This is a genomic window from Pseudomonas sp. GD04158 (genome assembly GCF_029834875.1).
Classification (GTDB): domain Bacteria; phylum Pseudomonadota; class Gammaproteobacteria; order Pseudomonadales; family Pseudomonadaceae; genus Aquipseudomonas; species Aquipseudomonas hydrolytica.
The window spans coordinates 153,899-169,888 of the sequence record NZ_JAODYT010000002.1 but is presented as its reverse complement, the minus strand read 5'-3'; the positions used below and the strand labels follow the sequence as shown (position 1 = coordinate 169,888).

Annotated in this window: 16 protein-coding genes; 6 read left to right on the top strand and 10 right to left on the bottom strand. The window is 65.3% G+C overall.

Translation table 11 applies throughout. The features are described from left to right. A partial coding sequence (locus tag N7333_RS01920) for a 4a-hydroxytetrahydrobiopterin dehydratase (RefSeq protein ID WP_279858279.1) occupies positions 1-334 on the bottom strand: 334 nt, incomplete at its 3' end. A 120-nt stretch (positions 335-454) separates the two neighbouring features. Further along, positions 455-1,240, bottom strand: a complete 786-nt coding sequence (phhA, locus tag N7333_RS01915) for a phenylalanine 4-monooxygenase (RefSeq protein WP_279858277.1) — start codon at positions 1,238-1,240, stop codon at positions 455-457. A gap of 253 nt (positions 1,241-1,493) precedes the next feature. Between phhA and N7333_RS01910 the strand changes: the two genes are divergently transcribed. After that, positions 1,494-3,047 carry a sigma-54-dependent phenylalanine hydroxylase transcriptional regulator PhhR gene (locus tag N7333_RS01910; RefSeq protein ID WP_003241910.1) on the top strand — a complete coding sequence of 518 codons (1,554 nt, stop codon included), beginning with the start codon at positions 1,494-1,496 and terminating at the stop codon, positions 3,045-3,047. Between the two features lie 157 nt (positions 3,048-3,204). Here N7333_RS01910 and N7333_RS01905 read toward each other — a convergent pair whose 3' ends face one another. Then, positions 3,205-3,765 (bottom strand): nucleoside deaminase, encoded by a 561-nt coding sequence (locus N7333_RS01905; RefSeq protein WP_003241912.1) that lies wholly within the window; start codon positions 3,763-3,765, stop codon positions 3,205-3,207. 375 nt (positions 3,766-4,140) lie between these two features. Between N7333_RS01905 and acs the strand changes: the two genes are divergently transcribed. From acs to N7333_RS01890, 3 genes are all read left to right on the top strand, one after another. Next, positions 4,141-6,102, top strand: a complete 1,962-nt coding sequence (gene acs, locus N7333_RS01900; RefSeq protein WP_004374086.1) for an acetate--CoA ligase — start codon at positions 4,141-4,143, stop codon at positions 6,100-6,102. A 198-nt stretch (positions 6,103-6,300) separates the two neighbouring features. Next, on the top strand, positions 6,301-7,932 hold the full coding sequence (locus N7333_RS01895) for a methyl-accepting chemotaxis protein (RefSeq protein ID WP_279858273.1): 1,632 nt from the start codon (positions 6,301-6,303) through the stop codon (positions 7,930-7,932). Positions 7,933-7,983: 51 nt separating this feature from the next. After that, entirely contained in the window at positions 7,984-8,763 is a 780-nt protein-coding gene (locus tag N7333_RS01890) for an EAL domain-containing protein (RefSeq protein WP_012019231.1), read from the top strand. 48 nt (positions 8,764-8,811) lie between these two features. On the opposite strand, the gene N7333_RS01885 is transcribed toward N7333_RS01890, so the two are convergent. Then, positions 8,812-9,489, bottom strand: coding sequence for a DUF4197 domain-containing protein (locus N7333_RS01885; RefSeq protein ID WP_012019230.1), 678 nt, complete (start codon positions 9,487-9,489; stop codon positions 8,812-8,814). 115 nt (positions 9,490-9,604) lie between these two features. On the opposite strand from N7333_RS01885, the gene N7333_RS01880 reads away from it, so the two are divergent. Beyond that, entirely contained in the window at positions 9,605-10,006 is a 402-nt protein-coding gene (locus N7333_RS01880) for a hypothetical protein (protein WP_004374102.1), read from the top strand. Between the two features lie 7 nt (positions 10,007-10,013). Here the strand turns inward: N7333_RS01880 and N7333_RS01875 are convergent, their stop codons facing one another. The 6 genes from N7333_RS01875 to N7333_RS01850 form a co-directional block, all read right to left on the bottom strand. Then, on the bottom strand, positions 10,014-10,724 hold the full coding sequence (locus N7333_RS01875; protein WP_279858271.1) for an SDR family NAD(P)-dependent oxidoreductase: 711 nt from the start codon (positions 10,722-10,724) through the stop codon (positions 10,014-10,016). Then, complete coding sequence (locus N7333_RS01870) at positions 10,721-11,254, bottom strand: DUF3833 domain-containing protein (protein ID WP_012019227.1); 534 nt, start codon at positions 11,252-11,254, stop codon at positions 10,721-10,723. The genes N7333_RS01875 and N7333_RS01870 overlap by 4 nt, the downstream gene beginning before the upstream one ends. An 8-nt stretch (positions 11,255-11,262) precedes the next feature. Further along, positions 11,263-11,808 (bottom strand): chalcone isomerase family protein, encoded by a 546-nt coding sequence (locus tag N7333_RS01865; RefSeq protein ID WP_279858268.1) that lies wholly within the window; start codon positions 11,806-11,808, stop codon positions 11,263-11,265. A 136-nt stretch (positions 11,809-11,944) separates the two neighbouring features. After that, entirely contained in the window at positions 11,945-13,723 is a 1,779-nt protein-coding gene (locus N7333_RS01860) for an acyl-CoA dehydrogenase C-terminal domain-containing protein (protein WP_279858266.1), read from the bottom strand. A gap of 220 nt (positions 13,724-13,943) precedes the next feature. Further along, complete coding sequence (locus N7333_RS01855) at positions 13,944-14,084, bottom strand: hypothetical protein (RefSeq protein ID WP_279858264.1); 141 nt, start codon at positions 14,082-14,084, stop codon at positions 13,944-13,946. Further along, the gene (locus N7333_RS01850) at positions 14,075-14,938 is read right to left on the bottom strand and encodes an MBL fold metallo-hydrolase (protein ID WP_273264251.1); all 864 of its coding nucleotides are present in this window, start codon (positions 14,936-14,938) and stop codon (positions 14,075-14,077) included. The genes N7333_RS01855 and N7333_RS01850 overlap by 10 nt, the downstream gene beginning before the upstream one ends. Positions 14,939-15,039: 101 nt before the next feature. Here N7333_RS01850 and N7333_RS01845 point away from each other — a divergent pair, with 101 nt between their 5' ends. After that, positions 15,040-15,969, top strand: coding sequence for a LysR family transcriptional regulator (locus N7333_RS01845; RefSeq protein ID WP_096827006.1), 930 nt, complete (start codon positions 15,040-15,042; stop codon positions 15,967-15,969). Positions 15,970-15,990 lie beyond the last annotated feature (21 nt).

The following is a 15,990-nucleotide window of genomic DNA, read 5'->3' as shown; positions in this document are numbered from 1 at the left end:
CGGCGGCCAGCACGTCGGTGCGCGCGGCCATGATGAAGTCGTTGCGGTGCAGGCCGCGCATCTCGTGGCTCCACCAGGTGACGGTGACCTTGCCCCATTCGGTGAGCAGGGCCGGGTGATGGCCGACTTCCTCGGCGATGGCGCCGACCGCGTTGGTGAAGGCCAGGGCGTGGCGGAAGTTCTTGAACAGGTACACGCGCTCCAGCTCCATGTGGTCGCCGCGCACCTCGATGTTCCAGTCCGGAATCTCGCGGATCAGTTCGGCCAGTTCTTCATCGGACACCTTCGGCGCATCGGCGCGGCAGGCTTCGCATTGGGCTTGGGCAAGGGACATGGGAATCTCCTGGACAGATTTTCGTAGGGGAAACCGCGAAGCGTTTTCCACCATAGGGGTCATAGGGAAGATAGCGTGAACCGCTGACCCTCTCCCGAAGGGAGAGGGGCGCTAACGAAGCTACGCGGCTTTCGGCGGAAATTTCGGTGCGTGCAGGCCCATCTGCATGGCCTGGTGCACCAGTGCCATGATGTCTTCGTGGGCCAGCTCGAACAGACGCTTGAGTTCGGGCAGAACGAAATACACCGGCTGCAGGATGTCGATGCGGTACGGCGTGCGCATCGCCTCCAGCGGGTCGAAGGCCTGGTGCTCGGGCACGTCGGACAGGGCGTAGAGGGTCTCCTTCGGCGAGGAGAGGATGCCGCCGCCGTAGATGCGCCGGCCGGCCGGGGTGTCGAGCAGGCCGAATTCGATGGTCAGCCAGTACAGCCGCGCCAGGTAGACGCGCTCTTCCTTGCTCGCCTTGAGGCCGAGCTTGCCGTAGGTGTGGGTGAATTCGGCGAACCAGGGGTTGGTCAGCAGCGGGCAGTGGCCAAAGATCTCGTGGAAGATGTCCGGCTCCTGCAGGTAGTCCAGTTCTTCCGGGGTGCGGATGAAGGTGGCCACGGGGAATTGCTTGCTGGCCAGCAGCTCGAAGAAGGTCTGGAACGGGATCAGCGCCGGCACCCGCGCCACGCGCCAGCCGGTGCTGGTCTCGAGTACGCGGTTGATCTCGCCGAGCTGGGGAATGCGCTCGTGCGGCAGGCCGAGCTGTTCGATACCGTCCAGGTACTCCTGGCAGGCGCGATTCTCGATCACCTTGAGCTGTCGGGTGATCAGGGTGTTCCACACCTGATGCTCGGCTTCGGGATAGTGGATAAAGCCGCTGTCGTCCGGTTCCCGGGCCAGGTACTGCGTAGTCTTCATCGATGCCTCCTTGAGGGGGCTGTTGTTCTTGTCTTGGACACAGGTTTAACCCGCCTGCGCGGGCGACGGCAGGCTGGGCGGCGAGGGCTGTGGGGCGTGGAAAGGGTAAAACTGTAAAGTTTGGATTACGTGCTCGCCTGAATCGCCAGATATCGGCTTGCTGCTCTGTCAGGCTGTCACATATTCTTGACGGAAATTACGCCGCTCAGTCGATTTTCCGAGGCGGCCCATAACAAGACCAAGAGCCCGAGCCATGCGTATCAAGGTCCATTGCCAGAACCGTGTCGGCATCCTGCGTGACATCCTCAACCTGCTGGTCGACTACGGCATCAACGTCGCCCGGGGCGAAGTCGGTGGCGAGCAGGGCAACGCCATCTACCTGCACTGCCCGAATCTGATCAATCTGCAATTCCAGTCGCTGCGGCCGAAGTTCGAGGCCATTGCCGGTGTGTTCGGCGTCAAGCGCGTCGGCCTGATGCCCAGCGAGCGGCGCCATCTGGAGCTCAATGCGCTGCTCGGCGCGCTGGATTTTCCGGTGCTGTCCATCGACATGGCCGGCAGTATCGTCGCGGCCAACCGCAGCGCCGCGCAGTTGCTCGGCGTGCGCGTGGACGAGGTGCCGGGCATGGCCCTGTCGCGTTATGCCGAGGATTTCGATCTGCCCGAACTGGTGCGCGCCAACAAGACGCGGATCAACGGCCTGCGGGTGAAGATCAAGGGCGACGTGTTTCTTGCCGATATCGCGCCGCTGCAGAACGAACACGACGACAGCGAGGCATTGGCCGGTGCGGTGCTGACCCTGCACCGCGCCGATCGGGTGGGTGAACGCATCTACCACGTGCGCAAGCAGGAACTGCGCGGCTTCGACTCGATCTTCCAGAGCTCCAAGGTCATGGCCGCGGTGGTCAAGGAGGCGCGGCGCATGGCACCGCTGGATGCGCCGCTGCTGATCGAGGGCGAAACCGGTACCGGCAAGGAATTGCTGGCGCGTGCCTGCCACCTGGCCAGCCCGCGTGGTCAGTCGCCGTTCATGGCGCTCAATTGCGCGGGGTTGCCCGAGTCCATGGCCGAGACCGAGCTGTTCGGTTACGGCCCCGGCGCCTTCGAAGGGGCGCGCCCGGAAGGCAAGCTCGGCCTGCTCGAGCTGACCGCCGGCGGCACGCTGTTTCTCGATGGCGTCGGCGAGATGAGCCCGCGCCTGCAGGCCAAGCTGCTGCGCTTTCTGCAGGACGGCTGCTTCCGCCGTGTCGGCAGCGACGAGGAGGTGTACCTGGACGTGCGAGTGATCTGCGCCACCCAGGTCGATCTGTCCGAGCTGTGCGCCCGCGGCGAGTTCCGTCAGGATCTCTACCACCGTCTCAACGTGCTGTCCCTGCATATCCCGCCGCTGCGCGAATGCCTCGACGGCCTGGAGCCGTTGGTGGAGCACTTTCTCGACTCGGCCAGCCGGCAGATCGGTTGCCCATTGCCGAAGCTGGCGCCGCAGGCCTTCGAGCGCATGGCCCATTACCACTGGCCGGGCAACGTGCGCCAGTTGGAAAACGTGCTGTTCCAGGCGGTATCGCTGTGCGATGGCGGCACGGTGAAGGCCGAGCATATCCGCCTGCCGGACTACGGCGCGCCGCAGCCGCTCGGCGAGTTCTCGGTGGAAGGCAGCCTCGACGACATCCTCGGCCGCTTCGAGAAAGCCGTGCTGGAGCGGCTGTTTCGCGATCATCCCAGCAGCCGTCAGCTGGGCAAGCGCCTCGGCGTGTCGCACACCACCATCGCCAACAAGCTGCGTCAGCATGGGTTGGGCAGGGAGTAGGGTGCGCCATGCGCACCAATGCTTCGCTGGTGCCGGCTGATGCTCGCAATGTTCGGTGCGCACGGCGCACCCTACGGGATCGCGGCCGTATCCCAATGGTCCGGTTGATGCCCTCGGTTTTGTTGCGCATGGCGCACCCTACGGAGCGCGATACGCGTCAATCCGCCTGGCCGCCTCTCCAGGCGGCGACCACGCGCTCGCGCATTGCCCGGCGGTCCTGCAGGTGATCGATCACCCGTTCGGCCAACCCGATCCAGTAAGGGTCGGCTGCGGCCTGTGCCACGCACAGGCGTGAAGCCAGATTCGCCCAGGCACGCGGCAGGCGTGGCGGGCGTGCGGCAAAGCCGCCGTCGCGGTCGCGCGCCAGGTAGCGCACGCGACGGATGCCGGCCAGCAGGATACGGCCGTGGCACATCAGGCAGGGCTCCAGGCTGACGTAGAGGGTCAGGCCGCTGCGGTCGAGCTGCGGGTGCTCGGCTTCCAGCTGATCGAGCACCTGCATCTCGGCATGCGCGGCGCTGGCGTAATGGCCGGCGAACACCTGATTGCGGCCGCTGCACAGCAGTTCACCGGCGTCATCGATCAGCACCGCACCGACTGCGTAACAGCCTTCTTCCAATGCCAGCAGCGCCTGCTCGCAGCACAGCCTGGCCCAGGTATCGTCGGCACGGGTAGCGGCTGGCGCCTGCTGCAGCAGGGCGAGATGCTCTGGCTTCATCGGTCTTATCCTCGGGGTTCGACGGACATTATGGCCGCCCCCAAGGTCGCTGCTGCCCTACGACCTTGGTGCAATAGGCGCCACTGCGCGCTGCGGCGAAACTGCGCCCGTCCCGATCATCCTGCGTGATTTGGGTGCAAGCGTTTCCGCATTCCTTTCGAGGAATGCCTTGAATGGGCGGGCGACCAATTGGTCGCCCTTTTTTTGCCCGCGCAGTGGCTCGCCGTCAGCTATCCGGCGCGCGCCGCCGCCGTCCCGTTCAGAGCCCTCAAGACCATGGTCTTACAACGGTAAGACCATGGTCGAATGGCCCCACGAAGGGTCGGGGGATACAAAAGGCAGCATAAAAAAACAACTCGCCATCGAGGTATATCCATGAGTGCTGCGTCTATCTATCCCGTGAGCCCGGAAGCGGCCGCCAGGACCCTGACCGATGAGGCCACCTACAAGGCCATGTATCAGCAGTCGGTCGTCAACCCGGAAGGATTCTGGCGCGAGCAAGGCAAGCGCATCGACTGGATCAAGCCCTACACCAAGGTCAAGCAGACTTCCTTCGACGATCACCACGTCGACATCAAGTGGTTTGCCGATGGCACCCTGAACGTCTCCTACAACTGCCTGGACCGTCATCTGGAAGAGCGCGGCGATCAGATCGCGATCATCTGGGAAGGTGACGACCCCGCCGAGCACAAGGAAATCACCTACCGCGAGCTGCACGAGCAGGTGTGCAAGTTCGCCAACGCCCTGCGCGGCCAGGACATTCACCGCGGCGACGTGGTGACCATCTACATGCCGATGATCCCCGAGGCCGTGGTGGCCATGCTGGCCTGCGCCCGTATCGGCGCCATCCACTCGGTGGTGTTCGGCGGCTTCTCGCCCGAGGCGCTGGCCGGTCGCATCATCGACTGCCAGTCCAAGGTGGTGATCACCGCCGACGAAGGCGTGCGTGGCGGCAAGAAGGTGGCCTTGAAGGCCAACGTCGACGACGCGCTGACCAACCCGGAAACCCACAGCGTGCAGAAGGTCATCGTGGTCCAGCGCACCGGGTCCGAGATCAAGTGGAACCAGCATCGCGACATCTGGTACGAAGACCTGATGAAGGTGGCCGGCAGCGTCTGCGCGCCGAAGGAAATGGGCGCCGAGGAAGCGCTGTTCATCCTCTACACCTCCGGTTCCACCGGCAAGCCCAAGGGCGTGCTGCACACCACCGGCGGCTACCTGGTATACGCCTCGCTGACCCATGAGCGGGTGTTCGACTACCGTCCGGGCGAGGTCTTCTGGTGCACCGCCGACATCGGCTGGGTCACCGGTCACAGCTACCTGGTCTACGGCCCGCTGGCCAACGGTGCCACCACCGTGATGTTCGAGGGCGTGCCGAACTACCCGGACGTGACCCGCGTCGCCAAGATCGTCGACAAGCACAAGGTCAACATTCTCTACACCGCACCGACCGCCATTCGCGCCATGATGGCCGAGGGCAAGGCTGCAGTAGCCGGTGCCGATGGCTCCAGCCTGCGCCTGCTGGGTTCGGTCGGCGAGCCGATCAACCCGGAAGCCTGGCAGTGGTACTACGAGAACGTCGGCCAGAGCCGTTGCCCGATCGTCGACACCTGGTGGCAGACCGAAACCGGCGCCTGCCTGATGACCCCGCTGCCGGGCGCGCACGCCATGAAGCCGGGCTCCGCCGCGCGTCCGTTCTTCGGCGTGCAGCCGGCGCTGGTGGACAACCTGGGCAACATTATCGAAGGGCCGGCCGAAGGCAACCTGGTGATCATCGATTCCTGGCCGGGTCAGGCGCGCACCCTGTTCGGCGACCACGACCGCTTCGTCGACACCTACTTCAAGACCTTCAAGGGCATGTACTTCACCGGTGACGGCGCGCGCCGCGACGAAGACGGCTACTGGTGGATCACCGGACGCGTCGACGACGTGCTCAACGTTTCCGGCCACCGTATGGGCACCGCCGAGATCGAGAGCGCCATGGTCGCCCACCCGAAAGTGGCCGAGGCCGCGGTGGTCGGCGTGCCGCACGACATCAAGGGGCAGGGCATCTACGTCTACGTGACCCTGAACGCGGGCGAGGAATCCTCCGAGCAACTGCGTCAGGAACTGAGGAACTGGGTGCGCAAGGAAATCGGTCCGATCGCCACACCGGACGTGATCCAGTGGGCGCCGGGCCTGCCGAAGACCCGCTCGGGCAAGATCATGCGCCGCATCCTGCGCAAGATCGCCACCGCCGAATACGAGGCACTCGGCGACATCTCCACGCTGGCCGATCCTGGCGTGGTGCAGCACCTCATCGATACGCATCGTCAGATGCAAGCCGCCTGCGCCTGATCGGCAACGGCACCGCGAAAGCCCCGCCCGGCCAAAAGCCCGGCGGGGTTTTCGTTTGCGCGATTAGAAATTTTCAATGCTGTACATAGATTTTGATTTGTACAATTTTTGTATAGAAATGCATAATGGCGAACTGCCAGTCGATGCGGTCGTATGACTCACTTCTGACTGCTCATTCATGACGACTCAGGAGTTCCCATGCTTGCCAATCTCAACATCTCCCAGAAGCTGTATGCGGGTTTCGGTGTCGTCCTGCTGATCATCCTGGTGCTGGTGCTGTCGACCTGGCGTGGTTTCGATCAGGTCGAGCGTGCGGTACGGCTGAACATCCACACTTATGACGTGATCAACGAATCCGCCGACCTGCTGGCCAGCCTGATCAATATCGAAACCGGTGCACGAGGGTTCGTGATCACCGGACGTGAGCAGTTCCTCGGTCCCCTGGATGCCGGCCAGAAGGATTTCCAGGTGCATCTGGCCAAGCTGCGTCAGCTCACCCGCGACAACTCCGCTCAGCAGCGCCGCTTCGCCGAGCTGCAGGCTTCCTACGATCAGTGGCAGCGTGAGGACATCAACGGCATTCTCGAGTTGCGTCGCCAGGTGGCGGCCGGCACGCAGAGTTTCGATGCCCTCATCGAGCGGGTGGCGGCAGGTGATGCCAAGGTGAAGATGGATGCCATGCGCCGTCTTCTGAGCGAGATCCAGGCCGAGGAGCGTGGGCTGCTGGAGCAGCGTACGGCGTCCATGAATGCCGCCAAGTCGCTGTCGCTGGTGATCCTGCTGGTGGGCGGGCTGATCGCCACGGCGCTGGCCGTTAGCGTGGCCTTCCTGCTTTCGCGCAGCATCGCCGGGCGCCTGCAACAGGTGGTCGCGGTGGCGCGCAACGTTGCGCAGGGGCGTCTCGACTCGACCATCGAGCGGGCCGGGCGTGACGAGATCGGCGTACTGCTGGATGCCTTCGTCACCATGCAGGAGCGGCTGCGCGAGATGATCGGACTGATCCGTATCGGCGCGGGGCAATTGGTGGACGCTGCGCAGAACATATCCAACGCCTCCACCCAGCTTTCGGTTTCGACTCACGAGCAGTCGCAGGCGGCATCGAGCATGGCGGCGACGGTGGAGGAGCTGACCGTGAGCATCAATCACGTGGCCGACAATGCCAAGGAAGCGCACGGCCTTTCCAGCGACTCGGGCCGGCAGTCGGCCGAGGGTGGCGCGGTGATTCAGGAAACCCTCAGCAGCATGCAGCGTATCGCCGATACGGTGCAGGGGGCCGCCGCGCAGATCGCCGAGCTCGGCCAGCATTCGGACCAGATCTCCTCGATCGTCAACGTGATCAAGGAAATCGCCGACCAGACCAACCTGCTGGCGCTCAACGCGGCCATCGAGGCGGCGCGGGCCGGCGAGCAGGGGCGTGGCTTCGCCGTGGTGGCCGACGAGGTGCGTCTGCTGGCGCAGCGCACCGCCAACTCGACCCAGGAGATCACCGAGATGATCAAGAAGATCCAGCTGGGAACCCGCAACGCGGTGAGCAATATGGAAATCGGCGTGCAGCAGGTCAACGGTGGGGTGGAGCAGGCCAGTCAGGCCGGTGACGCCATCATCGCCATTCGGCAGGCTTCCGCCAGCGTGGTCGGCGTGGTCGATCAGATCTCCCTGGCGCTGCGCGAGCAGACCGTGGCCAGCCAGGATGTGGCGCGCAACGTCGAGCGCATCGCGCAGATGTCGATGCAGAACAGCGAGGCGGTGGCCGACACCTCGCGCACGGCGCAGGACCTGCAGAAGCTGGCCCTGACGCTGGAAAAACAGGTAGCCTCGTTCCGCTTTTGACTAGGCTGAGAGCAGGGATGCCCCCTCGCCTTGTCTTTGAAGGAAGCGCCTATGAGCAATGCCAGTCCGAGCGTCTTTCCCCAGCCGTTTCGTGCGCTGGGATGCGCCGAGTGCCGTAACGCCGAGGCACTCGGCTTCGATTTCACCATGGCGTTCCAGTTGATCGTCGATGTCCAGGAAAACAGGCCGTTTGCCTACGAGGCACTGGTGCGCGGCAGCCAGGGCGAGTCGGCCGGCGAAGTGCTGGGAAGGGTCAACGACAGCAATCGCTACCGTTTCGACCAGGCCTGCCGGGTCAAGGCCATCGAGCAGGCGGCGACCCTCGGGTTGCTCGATATTCCGGACTGTCTGCTCAGCATCAATTTTTTGCCCAACGCGGTGTATCGCGCCGAAACCTGCATCCGCGCCACGCTGGAGGCGGCGCAGCGCTTCGACTTCCCGCGTGAGCGGCTGATGTTCGAGGTGACCGAGGGCGAGCAGATCCACGATGCCGAGCACCTCAAGCGGATCTTCGCCGAGTATGGAAAGCAGGGTTTCACCACCGCCATCGACGACTTTGGCGCCGGCTATTCCGGGCTCAACCTGCTGGCCGAATTCCAGCCGCACGTGCTTAAGCTGGACATGGCCCTGACTCGCGGCATCGACCAGGACCCGGTGCGCCAGGCCATCGTCGCCGGCATCGTGCTGGTGGCCCAGCGGCTGGATATCCGCATCATCGCCGAGGGCATCGAGAACGCCGGAGAGCGCGATGCGCTGAGCGAACTGGGCATTCGCTATATGCAGGGGTATCTGTTCGCGCGGCCGCAGCTGGATCGGCTGTGCCGGCCCTGAACGCAAAGAGCACGCCCCGCTGGCCGCGAGCCAACGGGGCGGCCGTTCTCAGAGCGCGCCAAACACCTTCTGTGCCAGGCTGGTGGCGGCGCCGGCCGGGTTCTGGCGAATGTTCGCCTCCTGCTGGGCGATGATCTCGAACAGGCCGTCGAGCGCCTGCTCGGTCACGTAGTTTTCCACCGTGCTGCTCTTGGCATCGACCACGCCGAAGCTGGCGGCCTGGCCGGCGAAGGCGTTGTACTGCTGGGCCAGACCGACCTGGTCGGTGGCCTGCTTGACGATGGGCAGGAACTTGGCGCGGATCTGCTCGCGGCTGCTCTTGTTCAGGTACTGTGTGGCCGAGTCCTGCGGGCCGCTGAGAATCGATTTGGCATCGGCCACGGTCATCTTCTTCACGGCATCGACCAGCAGCGCCTGAGCCTGCGGCACGGCGGCCTCGGCGGCCTTGTTCATGCTCGCTTCGAGCTGCTCGACCTGGGCGCCCATGCCCATCATCTTCATGGTCTTGGCCGCCTTGCCGAGCTTGCCCGGCAGCTCGATGCGCACGTCCGGGTTGTTGTTGAAGCCGCCGGGGGTGCCCAGCTGCTTGACGGCCACCTGGGCGCCCTGGATCAGCGCATCCTTGAGGCCGCCGCTGGCGTCCTTCTGGCTCAGGTCGGCAAGAGACAGAGCGAAAACGTTGGCCGAGAGCAGCAGGCCAGCGGCGAACGTGGTGAGGCGCAGCATGGTGTTCATCCTTGCATGGGGGAAAATCCCCTGAGCTTAACGAAGTCTGCCGGCCAGGCAAGCCAGGCGACGGGATGGATGGGCAGCGCCCGCGGCTGTGGCTATGATCAGGGCCATGAATTCGCCGCTTCCCCTACGCAATCCCTGCCCGCCGGGCGCCTGCGACTGCCAGCGTGACGAGCTGCTGGAGCGGCCTGGCGCCGATCTGCGCGTGCTGCTGCTGACCCGCCACGAGGAGCAGCGCCTGCTCGATCGCCTGGAGAGTCTGCAAAGCCTGGAAGACCTCGAGCGCATGCAGCAGCGCATGTTCGAGCAACTGGGCATCCGCCTGCACATCGAGCCGAGCCATGGCGAGGTACGCAGCATGCGCGGCATTCATATGCACTTCGATACCCACCCGGGGCTGTGCCGCAAGACCCGGCAGAGCATTCCGGCGGCGATTCGCCGGGCCATGGAGAAAAAACCGGAAATCGCCTGGCGCCTGCTCGACTCCTTCGACCTGTTCGGCGGTTTGTGATCAGCCCCTACCAGGGCAAGGCCTGCCCATCGTAGGCATGGAAGCTACCGCTGTGCTCGGGGCCGAGGCTGTCGATCACCCGCAGCATCTCGGCCGCCGCCTGCTCGGCCGGACGTGCGGCCGAGGCGCCGCGAAAGGGGTGCGACAAGGGTGAGATCACCGTGCCCGGATGCAGGGCAAGCAGGCGCGCCTTGGGTTTGCTGCGCGCCAGTTCGATGGCGGCGGTCTTGATCAGCATGTTCAGCGCCGCCTTGGAGGCGCGGTAGGCGTACCAGCCGCCGAGGCGGTTGTCGCCGATGCTGCCGACCTTGGCCGAGAGCATGGCCATGGCGCCCTGTCTGTCGAGCAGCGGCAGGAAGTGGCGCAGCACCAGCGCCGGGCCCAGGGCATTGACCTGAAAGACCGCCTGCAGAGCATCGACTTCGATGGCGGCCAGGCTCTTTTCCGGCGCGATGCCGGGGCGATGCAGCAGCCCGGCGGCATGCAGGATGAGCTGGTAGGGGCCTTCTGCGGCCAGCGCTGCCGCAGCCGCGGCGATGCTGGCGGGGTCTTCCAGGTCGAGTGCCGGTGAGCTGGCGCGGCTCAGTTCGCGTACCTGGGCGCAACCTGCATCGGCGCGCAGCAGCTGGCAGAAGGCCTGGCCAATGGCGCCGCTGGCGCCGATCACCAGCGCCCGGTAGCCGCTGCCCAGGCTGCTCAGCGCCAGGGCTTCGCTCACGGCTGCGCGGCGCCGCGGCGGAAGAACAGGGTGACCTGACCGAGCTCGATGCCGAACTTGCTCATGACCGAGCGGTTGATCATCGTGTCGTCGTCCATCAGGTACATCCAGTCGTCGAAATAGACCACATAGGTGGTGTCGTCCACCGGCAGGTTGAGGTGGTAACGCCAGCGCAGGGCGTTGCCGGCCACTTCACCGACGGCCTGGCCGACCACGTCATCGGCGGTGCCGATCCAGCGACCGGGGCCATCCGGGGTGAGCGTCCAGACCCGCCGCTGGCGCGTACCGTCGCTGTACAGGAAACGCTCGTCGAGGATCAGCTTGTCGCCCTCGCGGCGGCTGTCGATGTCGACGTGGAAGCGCTTGATCACTTCCCCGGAGCGATCCTGGAACATGCCCCAGGCCTGCACCGGGCCGGAGAAGTAGGTGGGCAGGTCCAGCACCGGCTTCTCGTTGGCGTAGCGTTCGACCGGTACCTGGCCGCAACTGGCCAGCAGCAGGCTGCCGAGCAGGATCAACAGGACTCTCATGAGTTACCTCAACGGTTGTGGCCGAGCAGCGCCGCGCGCAGTTTCGGGCTGCGGGTCTGCGGATCGAGCCAGATGGAGAAGAAGGCGCGGGCGAACTCGGGGTCGTCGACCACGTGCTGCAGCTGACCGTCGACATAGAAGCGGCAGCCCTCGCCAGGCAGATAGACGCCGGTGATGCGGGTGCCGTCCTGTACGTCGACGAAGGCCTGACGCATCTGCCGCGCCCACTCGGCCTCGCGCCCCGCCTGCAGGGCCTGGGCGTCGATGCGGCGGATCTCGTCGAGGCTGGTGTCCACCAGCGTGTCGCGGCTGATGTTGCGCCGATAGGTCAGTTCCAGGGCGAAGGGCTGGTCGAAATCCACCTTGGCGGAGGGGCTCCAAAGCTTGGCGTTGTAGACCGAGAAGCCGAACCAGCTGAAGTCGCCGCTGCCGATCAGGCTTGCCTGCGGCAGCTGTTCGCGCCAGCCGCTCTGGGTGCTGGCATGTACCGAAGTGGTAGCCAGCGCCAGCGACAGCAGCAGGGCCGAAAGCAGGTGCAGCGAGCGCTCTGCCATGATCTGTCCCTCCGCGGTGGCTGGTTTCGGCCGCAGCCAGCCGGTACGTGTCTGGGCCCGGCGGCCGCGGGCACTGAAGAAAAAATCCGACAACCAAAAAGGGGAGAAGGGGGTTGCCGGATTGCGCAGCTTGTCGTCAGGCGGCGAACTCCTCGTCGGAGAAGGCCATCAGGGTTTGCTTGCCGGCCTGGATCTCGCCGAGCAGGGCTCCGGCCTCGGGCAGGATGCGGGCCATGAAGAAGTCGGCGGACTTGAGCTTGGCGGTGTAGAAATGCGTTTCCGGGCTGCCGGCATCGAGCTGCCGGCGTGCCACCTGGGCCATCTGCGCCCACAGCCAGGCCAGGCTGGTGAGGCCGAACAGGCGCAGATAGGGCGTTGCCGCTGCGGCCGCCTGTTCCGGGTCCTTGCTGCCTTCGCTGGCCAGCCACAGGGAGGCCTGCTGCAGCTGTCGCAACGTCTGGGTGACGGCGGCGGCATGCGGGGCCTCGGCGTTGCTCTTGAGCCAGCTGTCGATCAGGGCGAAGAAGACACGCACCGCGCGCCCGCCGCCCAGGGCCAGCTTGCGGCCCACCAGGTCCAGCGCCTGGATGCCGTTGGTACCCTCGTAGATGCGCGTGATGCGGCTGTCGCGCACCAGCTGCTCGATGCCCCAGTCTTCGGTGAAGCCGGAGCCGCCGAGCACCTGCAGGCCTTCGTTGGCGCAGGTGAAGCCTTCATCGGTGAGGAAAGCCTTGACCACCGGGGTGAGCAGCTGCACCAGGTCGTCGGCGCGGGTGCGCGCTTCGGCATCCTCGGCGCCGTGGGCGATGTCCTGCTGCAGACCGGCGAAATAGGCCAGCGCGCGGCAGCCCTCGATCATCACCTTCTGACGCAGCAGCATGCGCCGCACGTCCGGATGCACCAGGATCGGGTCGGCCGGCTTGTCGGCCGCTTTCGGACCTGCGATCGAACGGCTCTGCAGGCGCTCGCGGGCAAAGCCCAGGGCGATCTGGTAGGCGCTCTCGGCCACGCCCAGCCCCTGCATGCCGACCATCAGGCGTGCCGAGTTCATCATGGTGAACATGCAGCTCAGGCCCTTGTTCGGTTCGCCGATCAGCCAGCCCTTGGCCCCTTCGAAGTTCATCACGCAGGTGGCCGAGCCCTTGATGCCCATCTTGTGCTCCAGACCACCGCAGAAGGCGCTGTTGCGCGTGCCGTCCGCCAGGAACTTGGGCACCAGAAACAGCGAGATGCCCTTCACGCTGTCCGGCGCATCCGGCAGCTTGGCCAGCACCAGATGAATGATGTTGTCGACCAGATCGTGCTCGCCGCCGGTGATCCAGATCTTGGTGCCGGTGAGGGCGAAGCTGCCATCGGCTTGCGGCACGGCGCGGGTGCGGATCAAGCCGAGGTCGGTGCCGCACTGCGGTTCGGTCAGGCACATGGTGCCGGTCCATTCGCCGCTGATCAGCTGCGGCAGGTACTGCGCCTGCTGCTCGGGCGTGCCATGGCTGGTCAGCGCGTTGATCGCGCCGTGGGTCAGGCCGGGGTACATGCCCAGCGACAGGTTGGCCGAGCAGGTCATCTCCTCGACCAGCATATTCAGCACGTGCGGCAGGCCCTGGCCGCCGAACTCCGGAGTACAGGCCAGAGCCGTCCAGCCGCCCTCGGCGAACTGCCGGTAGGCCGCCTTGAAACCGTCCGGGGTACGCACCGCATAGGTGTTCGGGTCGTACTGGCAGCCTTGCTTGTCGCCGGGCCCATTGAGCGGGGCCAGAACATTTTCGGCCAGCTTGGCGGCTTCCTCGAGAATCGCACCGCCCAGATCGGCGCTGAACTCGCCGTGCTTGGGCAGGGTCTGCAGAATATTGTAGGCATCGAGCAGTTCTTCGAAGACGAAGCGCATATCACGCAGCGGGGCACGGTAAGACGGCATGTCGATTTACCTAAAGCTGTACATGGTTTGTGTATGTACAGTTTTTGTATAGCTGATTTGCCCGCTTTGCAAGCCCTTTTACGCACGTTCGTGCAATGAATACCGCGTCGCGCCCATGGTTATGCAGGCTGTACAGCTTTTACCGGCGCCCCAAACGACAACGCCCGCCAGTCTCCGCGATCTGCCGGGCGTTGTCGTTTGGGCGGAGGCTGGCTGGTGCTCACCAGGGCAGCGGCTGGCCCTGGTAGTCGAGAAATGCGCAGCTGGGTTGCCCGAGCTGAAGGGCGATGACGTCGCGCACCAGGCCGAGGCCCAGCCCGCACGAAGCACCGCAAAGCAGCAGCCGGCGTTTCACGGCCACTGCATTTCTCCCTTGAGCACCTTGGCGCTCAGTTCCAGGCTGCTGTCATCTTGCAGTTGGGGGTAGCGCGCCTTCATCGCCGCGATCAGCGCCTGGCTGTCCGGGGCCTTGGGCAGCTCCTGTTGCAGAGCCAGCAGGTAGTGGCGGGTGAAGCGCAGGTCGGCCAGGTTCATCGCCGGCTCGCCGAGGTAGTGACCCGGCACCAGGGTGGTCGGTTGCAGGGCTTCGAGCTCGTCCAGGGACTTCAGCCAGCTCTGGCGGGCCTCAACGCTTTGTGCGTCGGCGACCCACAGGTGGATGTTGGCGCTGGTCAGAACTCCGCCGACCACTGCCTTGAGGCTGGGAACCCACAGGCTGGTGTGCTGCGGATCATGGCCGACCACTTCGATGCGCTGGCCTTCCAGTTCTAGCAGGTTGCCGCGCAGCACCTCGGGCACCAGGGTACGCGCCGGCGCGCTGTCTTTCAGGATCGGTCCCCAGTAGGCCAGCTTGGGCGCACGGGTTCTCTCGATGTAGGCGACGGTGGCCGCGGTGGCCAGCACTCGGGCCTCCGGGTAGGCGCGGGTCAGGGCGTCCAGACCGAAATAGAAGTCCGGGTCGCCATGGCTGATGAAGATGGTGGTCAGGCGCTTGCCACTGGCGCGGATGCGCTCGATCAGCGCCTGCGCCTCGTTGCTGGAGAACTGCGCATCGACCAGGATGGCCTCCTTCTCGCCGCTGATCAGGGTCGAGCTGACCGGGAACACGGCGGCTTCGCGCGGGTTGTAGGTGTCCAGGGTCAGCGGCTGGGCGAGCGCGCCGACGGCGCTGGCGAGCAGGCCAAGGCTGGCGATGAAACGGGTGGCAAGAGACATGAAGCGTTCCTGGCAAATGGGGAAGGGCGCATCTTATGAGCTACAGGCCGAGCGAAAAGCCCGGTAAACTGGCCGTCTTTGTTGCATGAATCGAGCGAATAATGGATCGACTGACGGCGGCGCAGGTGTTTGTCGAAGTGGTGCAGCGTGGTAGCCAGACGGCCGCCGCCGAGGCGCTGGAGATGTCGCGGGCAATGGTTTCGCGCTATCTGGCCGAGCTGGAGCACTGGGCGGGCGTGCGCCTGCTGCACCGCAGCACGCGCAAGCTGAGCCTGACCGCCGCCGGTGAACAGATGCTGCCCCAGTGTCGCGAGATGCTGGCGCTGGCCGAGAACATGCAGGCCCTCGGCCAGGGGCTGGACGACGCGCCGCGCGGCACCCTGCGCATCACCTGCAGCCAGTCCTTCGCCCAGGCCTGGCTGGTGCATGCGCTGCAGGAATTCACCGAGCGCTACCCGCAGGTGAGCATCGATCTGCTGGTGGGCAGCGAGGCGGTCAACTTGGTGGAGGCGCGCATCGACCTGGCCCTGCGTATCACCAACCAGCTCGACCCCAACCTGATCGCGCGGCGCCTGGGCGTGTGCCGCTCGGTGGTCTGCGCCAGCCCGGCCTACCTGGCGCGGCATGGTACGCCGCAGCATCCGCAGGAGCTCGCCCGGCACAACTGCCTGAGCTACGCCTACTTCGGCCGCAGCCTGTGGGAGTTCGAGCGCCAGGGCGAGGCGAGCGCGGTATCGGTAGCCGGCAGCCTCAGTGCCAACGAGTCGATGGTGCTGCTGGAGGCGGCGCTGGCCGGCGCCGGCATCAGCCTGCAGCCGCTGTATTCAGTGGCCGGGTTGCTGCGCGAAGGGCGCCTGGTGCAGCTGCTGGCGGATTACCGGCCGGCGGAGCTGGGCATCCACGCCCTGTACGGCACGCGTCGGCAGATGCTGCCGGCCATGCGCCTGTTGCTGGATTTCATCGCCGAGCGCCTGGCCGGCGAGGCGCAATGGCAAATTGATTGCGCGGGCGGCTTGCATTCGGCCAGCTAGCTTCAAGAATGAGAGTGTTCG

Excerpts from the sequence above, each read along its gene's own strand:
- phhA (WP_279858277.1), bottom strand. The coding sequence starts at position 1,240 with ATGAAGACTACGCAGTACCTGGCCCGGGAACCGGACGACAGCGGCTTT.
- N7333_RS01910 (WP_003241910.1), top strand. The coding sequence starts at position 1,494 with ATGCGTATCAAGGTCCATTGCCAGAACCGTGTCGGCATCCTGCGTGAC.
- N7333_RS01905 (WP_003241912.1), bottom strand. The coding sequence starts at position 3,765 with ATGAAGCCAGAGCATCTCGCCCTGCTGCAGCAGGCGCCAGCCGCTACC.
- acs (WP_004374086.1), top strand. The coding sequence starts at position 4,141 with ATGAGTGCTGCGTCTATCTATCCCGTGAGCCCGGAAGCGGCCGCCAGG.
- N7333_RS01895 (WP_279858273.1), top strand. The coding sequence starts at position 6,301 with ATGCTTGCCAATCTCAACATCTCCCAGAAGCTGTATGCGGGTTTCGGT.
- N7333_RS01890 (WP_012019231.1), top strand. The coding sequence starts at position 7,984 with ATGAGCAATGCCAGTCCGAGCGTCTTTCCCCAGCCGTTTCGTGCGCTG.
- N7333_RS01885 (WP_012019230.1), bottom strand. The coding sequence starts at position 9,489 with ATGCTGCGCCTCACCACGTTCGCCGCTGGCCTGCTGCTCTCGGCCAAC.
- N7333_RS01880 (WP_004374102.1), top strand. The coding sequence starts at position 9,605 with ATGAATTCGCCGCTTCCCCTACGCAATCCCTGCCCGCCGGGCGCCTGC.
- N7333_RS01870 (WP_012019227.1), bottom strand. The coding sequence starts at position 11,254 with ATGAGAGTCCTGTTGATCCTGCTCGGCAGCCTGCTGCTGGCCAGTTGC.
- N7333_RS01865 (WP_279858268.1), bottom strand. The coding sequence starts at position 11,808 with ATGGCAGAGCGCTCGCTGCACCTGCTTTCGGCCCTGCTGCTGTCGCTG.
- N7333_RS01860 (WP_279858266.1), bottom strand. The coding sequence starts at position 13,723 with ATGCCGTCTTACCGTGCCCCGCTGCGTGATATGCGCTTCGTCTTCGAA.
- N7333_RS01850 (WP_273264251.1), bottom strand. The coding sequence starts at position 14,938 with ATGTCTCTTGCCACCCGTTTCATCGCCAGCCTTGGCCTGCTCGCCAGC.
- N7333_RS01845 (WP_096827006.1), top strand. The coding sequence starts at position 15,040 with ATGGATCGACTGACGGCGGCGCAGGTGTTTGTCGAAGTGGTGCAGCGT.